This window comes from Kumtagia ephedrae, from assembly GCF_003012745.1.
GTDB lineage: Bacteria > Pseudomonadota > Alphaproteobacteria > Rhizobiales > Rhizobiaceae > Kumtagia > Kumtagia ephedrae.
Window position 1 is genome coordinate 97,783 of sequence record NZ_PXYK01000015.1, and the last position, 16,481, is coordinate 114,263.

A 16,481-nucleotide genomic window follows, 5' to 3' on the forward strand; every position below is an offset into this window, starting at 1 on the left:
ACCGGTGAGAACGCTCAGACCGGCTCCCAGCCGTCCTTTTCAGAGGCGCGGAAGATGGCGTCGATGACCTTCTGGTTCTTGACCGACTCCTCCAGCGTGAACACCGGATCGTCGCCGCCCAGCGCGGCGCGGGCAAAGGTCTCGACCTCCAGCCGGTATTGCCGCGTCGCCGGGAAGCGGAACACGGTCGCCTCGGTGTGGGTCTGGTTGTGCAGCTCGATGCGGTGGTGGTCGTAGTCGCCGGCGTTGAACGGCGCATGCACCTCGATGAACCCCTTTTCGCCGTGGAAGACCATGAACTGGCGCAATGCCATCTGCGTCGAGCAGTAGAAGGTGAGGTGGAAATCGCCGAAATCGGCCTTGGTGCTGGAATAGGTGTCGGTGCCGAACTTTTGGTCGCGCTCGACCGTCGACTGGATGCGCAGCGGCTCCTGGCCGGTGACGAAACGGGTCGACACCGTCGGGTAGACGCCGATGTCCGGCAGCGCGCCGCCGCCGAGCTCGGGGATGTTGCGCATGTTGGTGGCGTCTACGTTGTAATAAGAGAAGGCGCCCTGCACGTGGCGCAGCCGGCCGATGGTGCCGTCCTGCACCAGCTCTCGCACCTTCTTCCACTGCGGGTGGTAGACCACCATGAAGGCCTCGCAGACCAGCACCTTGTTGCGGTCGCGGGCGGCGATCACCTCGGCGATGTCCTTCGCGTCAAGCGCCAGCGGCTTCTCGACCAGCACATGCTTGCCGGCGTCGGCCGCCTTCACCGCCCATTCGACATGCTGCGAGGTCGGCAGCGGGATGTAGACGCCGTCGATCGTGTCGGAGGCGAGCATCTCCTCGTAGGAGCCGAAGGCATGCGGCGCACCGAAGCGGTCGGCGAGCGCGCGGGCCTTGGCCGCGTCGCGGCTCGCCACCGCCATCAGCACGCCGTTCTCGGCGTCCTGGATGGCGGGCAGCAACTGCTCGCGCCCGATCTTGGCAGTCGACAGGACACCCCAGCGGAACATTCTCATCCTCCCGTTCGTTCGCGGCGGTTATGCGCCGACCGTCGTGTTGCCTACTATGAAAGGCTGGGCAAGTCGATGACGTCCGAAGCCGCGCCATCGCTGCGTGTGGGCGACGCTTCCTGCCTCGCGCCGGCGAGATCAGCGTCCGGGTGCCCTACGGCGATCGGGCAGCGCCGTCGCTGGCTCCTAACCGCCTGCCGACGCGTCTCCCGTCAGGCCGCGCGCAGGGCCGCGTCGACGTCGCCGCGCAGCGGGATGGCCGGCTGTGCGCCCGGCTGGAGGCAGGCCAGCGAACCGGCTGCAGCGGCCCGCGCCAGCGCCTGGTCGAGCGCCAGCCCTTCGCCGAGCCCGGCCGCGAGATAGCCGCAGAACGTGTCGCCAGCGCCGACCGTATCCACCGGCGTCACCGGCAGGGCCGCCACCCGCAGCAGCCGGCCTTCGCCGACGGCGGCAACGCCGTCGGCGCCGAGCGTGACCACGATAGTGCGGCCGGTCTGCTCCGCGAAGCCGCGCATGCGATCCTCGCGGCTGTCGCCGGCCAGCGCGAGCGCCTCGGCATAAAGGTCGAACTCGGTCTCGTTGGCGACGACGAAGTCCGCCCTGGCGAGCAGGCCCGCCGCCTCGGGCCGGAACGGCGCGGTGTTGAGGATGGAGACGGCGCCGGCGGCGCGTGCAGCGTCGAGCGCCGCCTCCACGGTGTCGAGCGGGATCTCGTGCTGGAGCAGCACGATCTCGCCCCTGCTCAGCTTTGCCGCGGCCACGTCGCCGGAAGTCACCGTGCCGTTGGCACCGGGCACCACGACGATGACGTTCTCGCCCTTGCCGTCGACAAAGATCAGCGCGACGCCGGTCGCGGCATGCGTTGCGCGCACGGCCGACAGATCGACCTTGCCGTCGGAAAGCAGGGCGAGCGCCTCGGCGGCGAAGGCGTCCTTGCCGACCGCGCCGATCATGCGGGTGTCGCCGCCGGCCCTGGCCGCCGCCAGCGCCTGGTTGGCCCCCTTGCCGCCCGGCGCGGTGCGGAAAACCGAACCCGGCACCGTCTCGCCCGGCGCGGGCAGGCGCTCGACGTCGGCAACGAGATCGAGGTTTATCGAACCTATGACTGTGATCAAGGGACGCCTCCAAGCGAATTTGGCGGACCCTTAGCGAGTTTGCCCGAAGATTGGAACATGGGACCGGGCGGAAGCGGATATTGCCTCGACATCCTGCACGGGGCCTACGTTTCGAGGCTGCAAGCGGGCCGTCCCGTCCGCCGCCAGGATTCGCTTGGCCGGCACCGCCGGCCTGCCTTCGTGTCCGCCTCCGCCAGGCGCGGAAGACATGCACGAATAAAGATTTCTTTATGTCTCCATTGCCGCCCTCCGGCGTTTCTGCTAGTCAGTCGCCCGATCCGGCCCGTCGGGCACCTGCCCGGGCCTCAACTTGGAGCACTGCCATGGCGGATAAGGACTACAAGGTCGCCGACCTTGCTCTCGCGGACTGGGGCCGCAAGGAAATCGACATCGCCGAGACCGAGATGCCGGGCCTGATGGCCTGCCGCGAAGAGTTCGGCACCGCGAAGCCGCTCAAGGGCGCCCGCATCACCGGCTCGCTGCACATGACCATCCAGACGGCGGTGCTGATCGAGACGCTGAAGGCGCTCGGCGCCGAGATCCGCTGGGCGTCGTGCAACATCTTCTCGACCCAGGACCACGCCGCCGCGGCGATCGCCGCCAGCGGCATCCCGGTCTACGCCGTCAAGGGCGAGTCGCTGGATGACTATTGGGTGTACACCGACAAGATCTTCCAGTGGGCCGATGGCGGCCTGTCGAACATGATCCTCGACGACGGCGGCGACGCCACCATGTACATCCTGCTCGGCGCCCGCGCCGAGGCCGGCGAGGACGTCCTGTCGAAGCCGGGCAGCGAGGAAGAGGAGATCCTCTTCGCCCAGATCAAGAAGCGGCTGGCCGCCAGCCCGGGCTTCTTCACCAAGCAGCGCGACGCCATCCGCGGCGTCACCGAGGAGACCACCACCGGCGTCAACCGCCTCTACCAGCTGCAGAAGAAGGGCCTGCTGCCCTTCCCGGCGATCAACGTCAACGACTCGGTCACCAAGTCGAAGTTCGACAACAAATACGGCTGCAAGGAATCGCTGGTCGACGGCATCCGCCGCGGCACCGACGTGATGATGGCCGGCAAGGTCGCGGTCGTCTGCGGCTACGGCGACGTCGGAAAGGGCTCGGCCGCCTCGCTCAGCGGCGCCGGCGCCCGCGTCAAGGTGACCGAGGTGGATCCGATCTGCGCGCTGCAGGCGGCGATGGACGGTTTCGAGGTCGTCACCCTCGAGGACGCCGCCCCGACCGCCGACATCGTCATCACCACCACCGGCAACAAGGACGTGGTGACGCTCGACCACATGCGCCTGCTCAAGGACATGGCGATCGTCGGCAACATCGGCCACTTCGACAACGAGATCCAGGTTGCGGCGCTGAAGAACCTGAAATGGACCAACGTCAAGCCGCAGGTCGACATGATCACCTTCCCGGACGGCAAGCGGATGATCCTGCTGTCGGAGGGCCGGCTGCTCAATCTCGGCAACGCCACCGGCCATCCGAGCTTCGTCATGTCGGCGTCCTTCACCAACCAGGTGCTGGCGCAGATGGAGCTGTGGACCAAGCCCGGCCAGTACGAGAACAAGGTCTACGTGCTGCCGAAGCATCTCGACGAGAAGGTCGCCCGCCTGCACCTCGACAAGCTCGGCGCCCGGCTGACCGAGCTCAGCTCCGAGCAGGCCTCCTATATCGGCGTGACGCCGCAGGGACCGTTCAAGCCGGAACACTACAGGTATTGATCCCTTAACCATACAACACAATATATTGTGGCCGGGCGATTGACTTTTCGCCCGGCTTTGTTTTGCGCGGCAAACTTCTTCACGTCGATTCGCCGACCCTGTATGTTGACTGTGATTCGCGACGCTTACGGCCATCCGGTCGTCGGACCGGGGGCGGTCTTGCAGACAGGCGCGGAGAGGAACAGGACATGCCGGGGGAAGGCCCGCGACACGCGGGACAGGCCGGAACGGGCCGGCGCACCGATTCGAGGATGGAGGGTGGCGGGCTTCGCGCCGTGCTCATCCGCGCGCTGAAGGCGACCGTCGGCGGCGCCGCCCTTTCGGTGGGCCTGCCGTTCCTGCCGGCGCTGGCCCAGGCGAAAGCGATCTCGCTCACCGTCAACACGGTCGAGGTCATCCAGATCGCGGTCGTCACCGGCGTGATGGGTGCCGCGCTGATCTCGGCCATCGCGCTGATCCGCGAGCGGACCCGCACCGCCGCGGAGAATGTCGAGCTGCGCGCCCGGGTCGCCGACCTCAACGCTTCCCTCCACCGCTCCGACGCGCTGCTCAACCTGCGCGACCAGCGCCTCGTCGTATGGGCGAGCGATCGCCAGAAGGCGGAATTGCTGGGCGCGTTGCCGACCGATACCGGCGCCCCGGACGAGCGGGCCGCCTTCCTCGCCTTCGGCCGCTGGCTGATGCCGCGCTCGGCCGCCGCGCTCGACCATGCGGTCCTGGCGCTGCGCGAGAAGGCCGTCGCCTTCGACCTGACGGTCGAGACCAATACCGGCGTGCCGCTCGAGGTGCAGGGCCGCAAGACCGCCTCGCATGTGATCGTGCGTTTCACCAGCCTGTCGGAGAACCTGCGCGTGCAGGCGCGGCTGAAGCTGGAGAACCAGCGGCTCGCCGCCGACTACGACACCATGCTCGGGCTGATCGACGCGCTGAAGATGCCGTTCTGGCTGCGCGCCGCCGACGGCCGGCTGAAATGGGTCAACCGCGCCTATGCCGAGGCGGTCGAGGCCGTCGACGGCGGCGAGGCGGTGCGCGACAACAAGGAATTCCTCGGTACGATCGCGCGTGAATCGATCGCCGCGCATCATCGGCAGAGCCGCGTCTTCGACCAGACCGTCTCGACCGTGGTGGCCGGCGACCGCCGCATCTTCGCCGTGACCGATTTCTCCGGCAGCGAAGGCGCCGCCGGCCTCGCCACCGACATCAGCGCCGCTTCGACCATCCGCGAGGAGTTCGAGCGCGCGGTGCGCAGCCACGCCGACACGCTCGACCAGCTCACCACCGCGGTGGCCATTTTCGACGCCAAGGAGAAGCTGCGCTTCTTCAACCAGGCGTTCCAGAAGCTGTGGGGACTGGAGCCGAGCTTTCTCGAAAGCGCGCCCGACAACGCGCTGCTGCTCGACCGGCTGCGCAGCGACGGCAAGATCGCCGAGCAGCCGGAATGGCGGCGCTGGAAGGAGAACCTGCTCGAGGCCTATCGCGCCGTCCAGTCGCAGGAGCACTGGTGGCATCTGCCGGACGGGCGCACGGTGCGCGTCGTCGCCAATCCGCAGTCGAACGGCGGCGTCACCTGGATCTTCGAGAACCTGACCGAGCGGATGAACCTCGAGAGCCGCTACAACACGGCAGTCCGGGTGCAGGGCGAAACCCTCGACAACCTCGCCGAGGGCGTGGCGGTGTTCGGCCCGGACGGCCGCATCCGGCTCGCCAACCCGGCCTTCACAGCGCTGTGGAAGCTGCCGGCCGACGTCGTCGCCCAGTCGATGCACATCTCCGCCATCCAGGCATGGTGCGACGCCTTCGCCAACGACAATCCGTGGCGCGACTTCGTCGCGGCGGTCACCGGTTTCGACGACGAGCGGCGCGACCGTAACGGCCAGGCGGAGCTGAAGAGCGGCGTGGTGCTGCGTTACGCCGTGATCCACCTGCCCAACGGCCAGGTTATGATGACCTTCGTCGACGTCACCGACAGCGTCAATGTCGAGCGCGCGCTGATCGACAAGAACGAGGCGTTGCAGAAGGCCGACCAGCTCAAGAACGACTTCGTCCAGCACGTGTCATACGAGCTGCGCTCGCCGCTGACCAACATCATCGGCTTCACCGAGCTCCTGTCGCTGCCGGCCACCGGACCGCTGTCGCCGCGGCAGCGCGAATATGTCGAGCATATCGGCTCGTCCTCGGCGGTCCTACTGACGGTCGTCAACGACATCCTGGACCTGGCCACCGTCGATGCCGGCATCATGGAGCTTGAGATATCCGAGGTGAGGATCGGCCAGACGGTCGCGGCGGCCGCGGCGCTGGTCAGCGACCGGCTGGAAGAGCATTCGATCAAGCTGGCGATCGACACCGCGGAGGCGCCGAAAACCTTCCATGGCGACGAGATACGCATCCGCCAGGTTCTCTACAATCTGCTCAGCAATGCGGTGAACTACGCGCCGGCGGCCAGCACGATCACGCTCGCCTGCCGGACCACGGCGCAGGGCGTCGAGTTCTCCGTCCACGACGACGGTCCGGGCATGGCACCGGAGGTGCTCGACACCGTATTCCGCCGCTTCGAATCGCGCGTCAATGGCGGTCGCCGCCGCGGAGCGGGGCTCGGCTTGTCCGTGGTCAAGAGCTTCGTCGAGCTCCACGGCGGCACGGTTCGCATCGACACCGGCCCCGGCGCCGGAACGACGGTGACCTGCCTGTTCCCGCTGGTGCCGTCGCGCGTGCGCGCCGCGGCGGAGTGATATAAGGCTGCATGACCCTCGAACGTTTCCTGCCCGACGAAGCGGCGACGGCGCGGCTCGGCCAGGACCTGGCCCTGGCGCTGAAGCCTGGCGATGCGCTGGCCCTCTCCGGCGACCTCGGTGCCGGCAAGACCACATTGGCGCGCGCGCTGGTGCGCGCCAATGCCGGCGACGCCGAGCTCGAAGTGCCGAGCCCGACCTTCACGCTGGTGCAGAGCTATGACGGCCGGGTGGCGGTGAGCCATTTCGACCTCTACCGGCTGGGTGGCCCGTCGGAACTGGACGAACTCGGCTTCGACGAGGCGCTGAGCGAGGGCGCCGTCGTCGTCGAGTGGCCGGAGCAGGCCGGCGGCCGCCTGCCCGGCGGGACCGTCACGGTCGCGCTTCTGAACGAGGGCGAGGGCCGCCGCGCCATCGTCTCCGGCAGCGGACCTGCCTTCGACCGCGTGGCGCGCTCGCTGGCGATCCGCGATTTCCTGGACAGGGCCGAAGCGGAGGCTGCCGACCGCATTCCGTTTCCAGGCGACGCCTCGGCACGCGCCTACGAGACCATCCGGTCCGCCGGCGGCCCGGACCGCATCCTGATGAATTCGCCGCGCCTCGCGCTTGGACCGCCGGTCAAGGACGGCAAGCCCTATGCCGTGATCGCCCACACGGCACAGTCCGTGGCGGCCTTCGTCGCCATCGGCAAGGCCCTGCGCGAACGCGGCATCGCGGCGCCGGAGGTGCTCGCCTCCGACCTCGATCAAGGTTTTCTGCTGCTCGAGCATCTCGGCACCGGCAGTTTCCTCGATGCCGAGGGGCGGCCGGTTGCCGGGCGCTATGCGGCGGCGGCCGAACTGCTCGCGGCCCTGCACGAAAAACCCTGGCCGACGCGGCTGCGGGCGGCGCCCGGCGTGTTCCACGACATGCCGCCCTTCGATCGTGGCGCCCTGGCGATCGAGACGGAGTTGCTGCTCGACTGGTATGTGCCGTGGAAGACGGGCCGGCCGGCCGACGCCGACTTGCGCCGGCAATTCGCACGGGCCTGGAACGTCGTGTTCGAGCATCTCGACAAGGCGGAGGCCGGCCTTGTGCTGCGCGACGTCCAGGCGCCCAATTTCGTTTGGCGCGATGACCGCTCGGGGCGCGATCGCATCGGCGTCCTCGATTTCCAGGACGCGCTGATCGGCCCGCTCGCCTATGACGTCGCTTCGCTCGGCATGGACGCCCGCGTCACCATCCCCGAGGACATCGAGCAGGCGACGGTGGCCGCCTACGTGGCGGCGCGCCATGCCGCGGGCGGCTTCGACGAGGCGGCTTTTCGCGAGGCCTATGCGATCTGCGCGGCGCAGCGGAACACGAAAATCCTCGGCATCTTCGTGCGGCTGAAGGAACGCGACGGCAAGCCCGGGTATCTGAAGCACCTGCCGCGCATCCGCGCCTATGTCAGGCGAGCGCTTGCGCATCCGGCGCTGGCGCCGGTGGCGGCGCTGTACGACGCGCACGGCCTGCTGGCGGAGGACTGATGAGCGGCGCCCCGAAAACGGCGATGGTGCTGGCGGCCGGGCTCGGCGTGCGCATGCGGCCGATCACCGACACGCTGCCGAAGCCCCTGGTGAAAGTGGCCGGCAAAGCGCTGCTCGACTGGGGCCTGGACAGCCTTGCGGCCGCCAGCGTCGAGAAGGCCGTGGTCAACGTCCACTACCTGCCCGACCAGATCGTCGCCCACGTCGCCGCGCGGCCGGTGCCGGAGATCGTGATCTCCGACGAGCGCGAGGGGCTGCTGGATTCGGCCGGCGGCATAGTCAAGGCGCTGCCGGCACTCGGCGGCGAGCCGTTCTTCGTGCTCAATGCCGACACCTTCTGGATCGACGGCCCGGAGCCCAACCTGCGGCGGCTCGCGGCGCAATGGGATTCCGAGCGGATGGACATACTGCTGCTGCTCTCGGCGCTGGAGAACGCGACCGGCCATAGCGGCGGCACCGACTTCCTGCTCGCCGCGGACGGCAGGCTGGCGCGCGCCGCCGGCGCTCCGTCCGGCCTGATCTACGCCGGCGCCGGCATCCTGCACCCGCGCATCTTCGCCGGCGTGCCGGTCGCCAAGACGTCGCTCAACCGCTATTTCGACCAGGCCATCGCCGCCGGCCGGCTGTTCGGCATGCCGCTTTCCGGCAGCTGGATCACGGTCGGCACACCGGACGCGATCCAACCCGCCGAGGCGGCGGTCGCCCGCGCCCTCGGACGCAGCGAATAGCCCCGCCGCCTCCATAGCCGCCGGCCCATATTTTCCAGGTGGCAGGCTCCGATCCTGCCATCCGTTCACGCTTCGGAACATTCCGCACGCCTTGCGGAAGCGCGTCACATTTCGTGACGGAACAGCAGCACTCCACCCGGGTTAGCGCATCCGAGGGAAGTCCTTGCAATGGAGGTACCCGATGAGAACCCGACTTTCGCTGATCGCCGCGGCATTGCTGTCCTCGGCTCTCGCCTTTCCCGTCATCGCGCAGGAGGCACCGGACCCCGGAGCATCCGGCCAGGCACCGGTGGTGAAGCCGCCCCAGGCGGGCGGAGCCTCCCCTGAGGCGAGCGGGACCGTCCAGGACGGCAAGACCGGACGGGTCCAGGCTCCCGCCCAGCAGGGCGGACAGGCCCAGCCGGACGCCGCCGCGTCCGATGCCATGAAGCAGGACGACAAGGCTGCCGGCGCGACGCAGGATGAGCCCGCCTCCGAAAGCGCCGGCGCCGACGCCATGAAGAAGCCCGGCCAGGCCGGTGCAGAGAGCAACGCATCGACCAAGGCCGAGGGCACGACCAAGCAGACCGAGGGCGAAGCCGCGGCCGACAGCGGTACGAAGAAGACCGAAGGTACGGCTGCAACCGAGGAGGACAAGAGCGGAACCGAGGGTACGGCGTCGACGACCGAGGAAGGCACGAACAAGACCGAAGGCACCGCCTCCACCACCGAAGGCGAGAACGACGTCTCCAGGGAGACGACGGCCAGCGTCGACATCAATACGGAGCAGCGGACCGAGATCCGCAACATCATCGTCGAAAGCGCACCCGAGCCGGCCGACATCGATATCGACGTCAGCGTCGGCGTCGAGGTGCCGCGGACCGTGACCCTGCGGCCGCTGCCGCCGCGCGTCATCGAGATCGTGCCGCAATATGAGCGCTATCAGTTCTTCGTTCTGGCTGACGGTCGCATCATCATCGTCGATCCGAATACATACGAGATCGTCTTCATCCTGGCGGCCTAATGCCGTTCGGCCCTGGCCCCGCTCGTCGCGAGCGGGGTCCTTTTTCGAGGGCTGCCGATCAAGGTCGGAGTCAGAAATCCCTTGGCACCTACCCCAGCACCTTCCGCATGGTGAGCGAGGTCGGCCGGTCGAAGCCGGGATGCGCGCCGCGGCCGGTCTCGCGAAAGCCGAGCCGCGCGAAGGCGGCATGGTTCTCAACCAGTTCCACCCGCGTCTCCAGCACGATCGCCGGTTTGCCGGCAGCGAGCGCCAGCTCCTCCGCCGCGGCGAGCAGCGCCCGACCGATCCCCCTGCCCTGCAGGCCGGGCGCGACGGCGAGCTTGCCGAGGTAGAAATGGTCGGTCCGCTCCGCCAGGAAGGCGCAGCCGACGAGCCGCCCATCGAGAAAGGCGAGGAACGGCGTCTCGACAGTGCATTTCGCCCGCAGGCCTTCCGCCGACAGCTTGAGCGCCGAGGACGGCGGGTCGATGCGACCCTCCATCCAGGCGAAGGAGGCGAGGATCAGCGCAAGCAGCTCGTCCCAGGCGGTGAACCCGGCGGCGCCTCGGCGGATCGTCAGCGCGCCGGGCAAGGCGGTCATGCTGCCGGGCGCCTGTATCTCACCGTGTCGAAGCGGGCGCCGAGCCCGTCATAGAGCAGCAGCCGGCCGACCAGCGGCTCGCCGATGCCGGTGACCAGCTTGATCACCTCCATCGCCTGCAACGTCCCGATGACGCCGGTGAGCGCCCCGAGCACGCCGGCCTCGGCGCAGGAGGGCACCATGCCGGGCGGCGGCGGCTCCGGGAAGAGGTCGCGATAGGACGGGTTCAGCCGCCCGTCGCCATCCGCCTCGAACGGCTTCAGCACGGTGATCGAGCCGTCGAAGCGGCCGACCGCGGCATGCACCAGCGGCTTCTCCTCGGCCTCGCAGGCATCGGCCACCGCATAGCGCGTGTCGAAATTGTCGGAACCGTCGGCGACGATGTCGTAGCCGCGCACCAGCTCGCGCGCATTCCCGGTGGTGAGGCGGAGGTCATAAGCCTCCACCGTCACACCGGGATTGATGCGGGCGATCGCGCGGGCGGCGCTGGCGTTCTTCGCCTCGCCTACCGACGCGGTGTCATGGATCACCTGCCGCTGCAGGTTGGAGAGCGACACGGTATCGTCGTCGACCACGCCCAGCGTGCCGATCCCGGCGGCCGCCAGATATTGCAGCACCGGCGCGCCCAACCCGCCGGCGCCGACCACCAGCACCCGCGCCCGCTTCAGCCTCTGCTGCCCCGCCCCGCCGACCTCGGGCAGGACGATGTGGCGGGCGTAGCGTTCGAGTTCTTCAGGGGAGAGCGGGGCGGCGGTCATGGCTGGAACATAGCGTGGCGAAGGCTGGAATGAAACGCCGGACCCGGTCCGTCTTGGGCTCAGGGGACAGGTTTGCCCGCTCTACCCCACAACCCGAAATTGGCGCAGGACGTTCGCTACCGAGACGGCGCGGTATTACTTTCTTTCGGCAGAAAAGCCGCAGCGATTCAGAGCTCGCGCGGGCCGAAAAGTAACTGTCCCCTGCGCTTCCGCTTCGAGCGCCGATCTCGTACGAACGAAATTCGGCTTTCAGACAGGCCGGGCAAAATCGTTCCCGGGCGGGAACCCGGCCTAATCCTGCTCCGCCTGCTCCATCTTGGCGGCGCGGCGGCGGCGCTCCGCCTTGCCCTCGACGATGCGCACCCGCTTCACCCGGCGCGGATCCGCATCGAGCACATGGAACTCGAAGCCAGGTACAGCCTGCACCACCTCTCCGCGCGCCGGCACGCGGCCGAGCGCGTTGAAGATCAGCCCGCCGATGGTGTCGACATAGTCGCTGTGCTCGCCGGGGGCGAAATCGTCGCCGATCAGCTTGGCTACGTCGTCGATCTCGGCCTTGGCGTCGACGATGTAGACGCCGTCGCCCGCCTGGGTGATCAGCGGCTCGTCCTCGTCGTGCTCGTCCTCGATGTCGCCGACCACCGTCTCGACGATGTCCTCCAGCGAGGCCAGGCCGTCGGTTCCGCCATACTCGTCGATCACCAGCGCCATCTGGGTGCGCGCTGCCTGCATGCGTGCCATCAAATCGGAGGCGAGCATGGACGGCGGCACGAACAGCACCGAGCGGATCAGGTTGAGCTCGCCGATCGAACGGCCGAGGTCGACATTGGCGAGGTCGAGCGCCACCGCTCCGGCCGGCGGCTTGCGCGTGGCGCGCCCCTTCCTGGCGCGGGCGGAGCGGGTGATGTGGGCAAGCACGTCGCGGATGTGGACCATGCCGCGCGGATCGTCGAGCGTCTCGGCATAGACCGGCATGCGCGAATGGCCGGACTGCTCGAACACGTTGAGCAGCTCGCCCAGCGTGATCGATATCTCGACGGCCTCGATGTCGGCACGCGGTACCATCACGTCCTCGACGCGCACCTCGCGCAGCCGCAGGATGTTGTTCAGCATCGCCCGCTCGGCCGGCGAGAACGCCTCGCCGTCGGGCGCGCTCTCGGCCAGCGCGTCGGTCAGGTCCTCGCGCAGCGTGCTGCCGTTCTTTTGGCGGAACAGCGCAGACAGCCAGTCTATGAAGGAGGAGCGCTCGGCGACGGCCGACGCGGCGGTACTCGGACTGGGCGGTTCTTCTGCCGTGTCCGCGATCTTCCTGACGCTGCCCGTATCGGGGCTGGCGGCAGTCTCGGGAGTGTCGTTCATCTCGTTCCGGTCGTTTGACGCCTTCCTGTTACGCGTAGGGATCGGGAATGGCAAGCCTCGCCAGCGCCCGGCGCTCGAGCCCCTCCATCGCGTCCGCCTCCGCGTCCGTCTCGTGGTCATGCCCGATCAGGTGCAGGAGGCCATGCGCGATGAGGTGCGTAATATGGTGATCGAGCGGCTTGCCTTCCAGTTCCGCCTCGCCGCGGACCGTCTCCGCGGCCAGAACGATGTCGCCCAGCATGGGCGGCAGCGGATCGCCGACCGTCGTCGGGAAGGCCGGAAAGGACAGCACGTTGGTCGGCTTGTCCTTGCCGCGCCACTCGGCATTGAGGGTCCGGATATGCGCGTCGTCCGTGAACAGCAGGCTGAGCTCCACCGGGTGCTTCGCATGCGCGCCCGCTTCGGCAAGGGCCGCTTCGACGACATGGGCGGCGAGCGTGCCTAGCGCTTCCTGGGATGGCCAGTCGCCCGCCTCGACCGTCAGGTCGATCTCGACGGCAATCGTCTGTTCCTTCCGGGCCTTTGCAGGCATGGGTCAGCGGATTCCCGAATGCTTTTGCTTCAATCCTCGTCGACGCCCAGCCCACGCGAAAGCTTTGCGTCGCGGTCGTAGGCGCGCACGATCTCGGCGACCAGCGGATGGCGCACGATGTCGACGTCGCCGAACCGGACGATGACCGCGCCGGAAATGGCGTCGAGGATGCGCAGCGCTTCCACCAGGCCCGATTTCGTCTGCGGCGGCAGGTCGATCTGCGTGGGATCGCCGGTGACGATCATGCGCGAGTTCTCGCCGAGACGTGTCAGGAACATCTTCATCTGCATCGGCGTGGTGTTCTGCGCCTCGTCGAGGATGACAGCCGAATGCGCCAGGGTGCGGCCGCGCATGAAGGCAAGCGGGGCGATCTCGATGACGCCGGCGGTCAGCGCCCGCTCTACCTTGTCGGCGGGCATCATGTCGTAGAGCGCGTCGTAGAGCGGCCGCAGGTAGGGATCGACCTTCTCCTTCATGTCGCCGGGCAGGAAGCCCAGCCGCTCGCCCGCCTCCACCGCCGGGCGCGACAGGATGATGCGCTCGACCATGCCGCGCTCCAGCAGCATCGCCGCATGCGCCACCGCCAGGTAGGTTTTTCCCGTGCCGGCCGGGCCGACGCCGAACACCAGCTCGGCGCGCTCCAGCGCGCGCATATAGGCGTCCTGGTTGAGCGAGCGGGCATAGATGGTACGCTTGCGTGTCGAGATCTGCGCGGCCGCCACCTTGCCCTTGCGCTCCAGCGTCGGCAGCGTCAACTGGTCGTCGGCGGCGATCGCCATGCGGATGGCGCCGTCGACGTCCGACTGGGCGATCAGCGCGCCCTTCTGCAGGATGCCGTAGAGATGGTCGAGCGCCCGCCGCGCCTGCTCGGCGGCAACGGCGTCGCCCTTGATCGACACCTGGTTGCCGCGCGAACGGATGTCGACCCCGAGCTTCTGCTCGAGCCGCGCCAGGTTCTCGTCGAACTGGCCGTACAGCGCGCCGGCGTGCTTGTTGTTGTCGAAGGTCAGGACGATGTGCGCCATGTCGGACGCCCCGGAAGGCGCCTGCTTCAGATCTGCGTTGGCGACCAAACGTCTCTCCTCTTCCGTCCGCCTCAGGCGGGCTCGGCGAAAAGCGTCGAGGCTTCCGCCCTGGTGATTCGCACTGGAACAATCTCGCCGATTTCGCCGACGGTTTCATCAACGATTACCGGCTGCAGCCACGGCGACCGGCCGGCCCGCTGGCCGGCCTGGCGGCCCGGCTTCTCGATCAAAACGTCGAAGCGCATGCCGACGCGGCTCCGGGTGAAATCGTGCTGCTGCTCAAATAGGAGCGCCTGAAGGCGCTGCAAGCGCTCGTCCTTCACCTTTTCCGGGAGGTGCCCCTTCATCTCGGCGCCGGGCGTGCCGGGCCGCGGCGAATATTTGAAGGAGAAGGCCTGCGCATAGCCGACGGCGCGCACCAGATCGAGGGTGGCCTCGAAATCGGCGTCGGTCTCGCCGGGGAAGCCGACGATGAAGTCGCCGGACATGGCGATGTCTGGGCGGGCAGCGCGGATGCGGTCAAGCAGCCTCAGATAGTCCGCCGCCTTGTGGCGCCGGTTCATCGCCTTGAGGATCCGGTCGGAGCCCGCCTGCACCGGCAGGTGCAGGTAAGGCATCAGCGCCGGCAGATCGCGATGCGCGGCGATCAGCGCGTCGTCCATGTCGCGCGGATGGCTGGTGGTGTAGCGCAGCCGCGCCACGCCGGGGATCTCGGCCAGCCGGAACAGCAGGCGGCCCAGGCCCCATTCGGCGCCGTCCGGCCCCTCGCCGTGCCAGGCATTGACGTTCTGGCCGAGCAGCGTGATCTCGCGTACGCCGGCGCCGGCCAGCCGCTCGGCCTCGCCAACAATCTGCGCGACCGGCCGCGACACCTCTGAACCGCGCGTATAAGGCACCACGCAGAAGGTGCAGAACTTGTCGCAGCCTTCCTGCACGGAGAGGAAGGCGGTCACGCCGCGCTTGGCGATGTCGGCGCGGCGGGCCTGCGGCAGGTGCTCGAACTTGTCCTCGACGGCATAGTCCGTCTCGACCACCTTCTCGCCCGATCGCACCTTGCGCAGCGCCTCCGGCAAGCGGTGGTAGGTCTGCGGGCCGATCACCAGGTCGACCACCGGCGCCCGGCGGATGATCTCGCGGCCCTCCGCCTGGGCGACGCAGCCGGCGATGCCGATCGTCATCCCGGCGCCGGCCTTCTCGCGCTCGCGCTTGACCTCGCGGATGCGGCCGAGCTCGGAATAGACCTTTTCGGCCGCCTTCTCGCGGATGTGGCAGGTGTTGAGCAGGACGACGTCGGCCTCCTCCATGCGGTCGGTCGCGGCATAGCCGTCGGCCACCAGCGCATCGGTCATGCGCTGCGAGTCGTAGACATTCATCTGGCAGCCATAGGTCTTGACGAAGACCTTCTTGCCGCCCTGCGTTTGCGCGCCCGTCCCGATCACCGGTTCGCCCGCGCGGTCGATCTCAACATGCTCCATTGCCGGGCTTCTAGCGTCTTTTTTCGTCGAAGGACAGACGCAAGTCATTTCCGCGGAGCCGGGTCGGCGAGCGCCGCGTGCAGCATCTCGCGCACGCGGCCCTCGACCTGGCGGGCCACATCCTTGCGGCTGCTTTTGGCCGTGAACGGCACCGCTTCGCCGAAATGCACCTCGACGTCGAGCGCGCCCTCGCGAAGCACCGTTGCAAGGTGCGGCACCAGATCCTCGTCGCCGACCCAGGCAGCAATGCCGCGGTGCTGGCGGCCCATCGGCAGGCCCTGCAGCCGCGTATAGGCGAGCGCCACCGGCTGGATCCACATCTCCTCGTGATTTCCGGCCGACAGCATCATCGAGGCGGCGCCGAACAGCGTCGTCTTGAATGGCAGGATCTGGTTGCCGTCGCCGGTCGTGCCTTCGGCGAACAGCACCATGACGTCGCCTTCGGCCAGCCGCGCCGCGATCTCGCTCGCCTGCCTGCCGGATTTTCCGCGCCTGTCGCGCTCGACATAGACGGAGCGCTGCATCCTGGAGAACCAGCCGAAGACCGGCCAACGGGCCATCTCCGACTTGGCGATGAAGCAGACGTCCGCCACCGCCGCCAGCACGACGATGTCGATCCAGGAGACGTGGTTCGAGGCGATCAGCAGCGGCCGGCCATGGGCGAGATTGCCGAAAACGCGGATGCGCAGCCCGAGCAGCCGCGCGGTCGTCCGATGCCAGAGCCGCAGCAGACGGCGGCCGCGGCACAGGCCGGTGGTCACGCACAGCCATTGTGGCAGGGCCATCGCCAGGGTGAGAAGCGCCACGCAAGCGAGCGCGAAGACGGTCCGCAGCGTCCCGATCATCGCCGCGCGGTCTCTCCGCCGGTGCTGCCGGGGCGGGCTTTGCGGAAGGGACCAAACCGGATGCGATTCGATCGTCCGGTGACGGGAAAAACGCGACGGGAG

At 68.3% G+C, this 16,481-nt stretch carries 14 protein-coding genes; 5 read left to right on the top strand and 9 right to left on the bottom strand.

Features of this window, described 5'->3' with window-relative positions; all coding sequences use genetic code 11:
* Positions 1 to 14 precede the first annotated feature (14 nt).
* Both C7I84_RS16465 and C7I84_RS16470 read right to left on the bottom strand, forming a co-directional pair.
* Positions 15 to 1,001, bottom strand: coding sequence for a Gfo/Idh/MocA family protein (locus C7I84_RS16465; protein ID WP_106773295.1), 987 nt, complete (start codon positions 999 to 1,001; stop codon positions 15 to 17).
* A gap of 212 nt (positions 1,002 to 1,213) precedes the next feature.
* Positions 1,214 to 2,116 carry a ribokinase gene (locus tag C7I84_RS16470; protein WP_106773296.1) on the bottom strand — a complete coding sequence of 301 codons (903 nt, stop codon included), beginning with the start codon at positions 2,114 to 2,116 and terminating at the stop codon, positions 1,214 to 1,216.
* A 323-nt stretch (positions 2,117 to 2,439) separates the two neighbouring features.
* Between C7I84_RS16470 and ahcY the strand changes: the two genes are divergently transcribed.
* The 5 genes from ahcY to C7I84_RS16495 all read left to right on the top strand — a co-directional run bounded on the left by ahcY (position 2,440) and on the right by C7I84_RS16495 (position 9,805).
* Positions 2,440 to 3,837 carry an adenosylhomocysteinase gene (gene ahcY / locus C7I84_RS16475; protein ID WP_106773297.1) on the top strand — a complete coding sequence of 466 codons (1,398 nt, stop codon included), beginning with the start codon at positions 2,440 to 2,442 and terminating at the stop codon, positions 3,835 to 3,837.
* Between the two features lie 188 nt (positions 3,838 to 4,025).
* The gene (locus tag C7I84_RS16480) at positions 4,026 to 6,566 is read left to right on the top strand and encodes a sensor histidine kinase (RefSeq protein ID WP_106773298.1); all 2,541 of its coding nucleotides are present in this window, start codon (positions 4,026 to 4,028) and stop codon (positions 6,564 to 6,566) included.
* 11 nt (positions 6,567 to 6,577) lie between these two features.
* Positions 6,578 to 8,074 carry a tRNA (adenosine(37)-N6)-threonylcarbamoyltransferase complex ATPase subunit type 1 TsaE gene (gene tsaE, locus C7I84_RS16485; protein WP_106773299.1) on the top strand — a complete coding sequence of 499 codons (1,497 nt, stop codon included), beginning with the start codon at positions 6,578 to 6,580 and terminating at the stop codon, positions 8,072 to 8,074.
* Positions 8,074 to 8,802 carry a nucleotidyltransferase family protein gene (locus tag C7I84_RS16490; protein ID WP_106773300.1) on the top strand — a complete coding sequence of 243 codons (729 nt, stop codon included), beginning with the start codon at positions 8,074 to 8,076 and terminating at the stop codon, positions 8,800 to 8,802. The genes tsaE and C7I84_RS16490 overlap by 1 nt, the downstream gene beginning before the upstream one ends.
* A 181-nt stretch (positions 8,803 to 8,983) precedes the next feature.
* The gene (locus C7I84_RS16495) at positions 8,984 to 9,805 is read left to right on the top strand and encodes a DUF1236 domain-containing protein (RefSeq protein ID WP_106773301.1); all 822 of its coding nucleotides are present in this window, start codon (positions 8,984 to 8,986) and stop codon (positions 9,803 to 9,805) included.
* 88 nt (positions 9,806 to 9,893) lie between these two features.
* Here the strand turns inward: C7I84_RS16495 and C7I84_RS16500 are convergent, their stop codons facing one another.
* From C7I84_RS16500 to olsA, 7 genes are all read right to left on the bottom strand, one after another.
* On the bottom strand, positions 9,894 to 10,385 hold the full coding sequence (locus C7I84_RS16500; RefSeq protein ID WP_106773302.1) for a GNAT family N-acetyltransferase: 492 nt from the start codon (positions 10,383 to 10,385) through the stop codon (positions 9,894 to 9,896).
* Positions 10,382 to 11,143: a molybdopterin-synthase adenylyltransferase MoeB gene (moeB, locus tag C7I84_RS16505; protein ID WP_106773303.1), complete on the bottom strand. Its 762-nt coding sequence runs from the start codon at positions 11,141 to 11,143 to the stop codon at positions 10,382 to 10,384. The genes C7I84_RS16500 and moeB overlap by 4 nt, the downstream gene beginning before the upstream one ends.
* Before the next feature lie 291 nt (positions 11,144 to 11,434).
* Positions 11,435 to 12,502: a hemolysin family protein gene (locus C7I84_RS16510; protein WP_106773304.1), complete on the bottom strand. Its 1,068-nt coding sequence runs from the start codon at positions 12,500 to 12,502 to the stop codon at positions 11,435 to 11,437.
* A gap of 28 nt (positions 12,503 to 12,530) precedes the next feature.
* Positions 12,531 to 13,034: an rRNA maturation RNase YbeY gene (ybeY, locus tag C7I84_RS16515; protein ID WP_106773305.1), complete on the bottom strand. Its 504-nt coding sequence runs from the start codon at positions 13,032 to 13,034 to the stop codon at positions 12,531 to 12,533.
* Positions 13,035 to 13,063: 29 nt separating this feature from the next.
* On the bottom strand, positions 13,064 to 14,059 hold the full coding sequence (locus tag C7I84_RS16520) for a PhoH family protein (protein ID WP_106773356.1): 996 nt from the start codon (positions 14,057 to 14,059) through the stop codon (positions 13,064 to 13,066).
* 71 nt (positions 14,060 to 14,130) lie between these two features.
* Positions 14,131 to 15,534 carry a tRNA (N6-isopentenyl adenosine(37)-C2)-methylthiotransferase MiaB gene (miaB, locus tag C7I84_RS16525; protein WP_106773306.1) on the bottom strand — a complete coding sequence of 468 codons (1,404 nt, stop codon included), beginning with the start codon at positions 15,532 to 15,534 and terminating at the stop codon, positions 14,131 to 14,133.
* 44 nt (positions 15,535 to 15,578) lie between these two features.
* Entirely contained in the window at positions 15,579 to 16,379 is an 801-nt protein-coding gene (gene olsA, locus C7I84_RS16530) for a lyso-ornithine lipid O-acyltransferase (RefSeq protein WP_106773307.1), read from the bottom strand.
* Positions 16,380 to 16,481 lie beyond the last annotated feature (102 nt).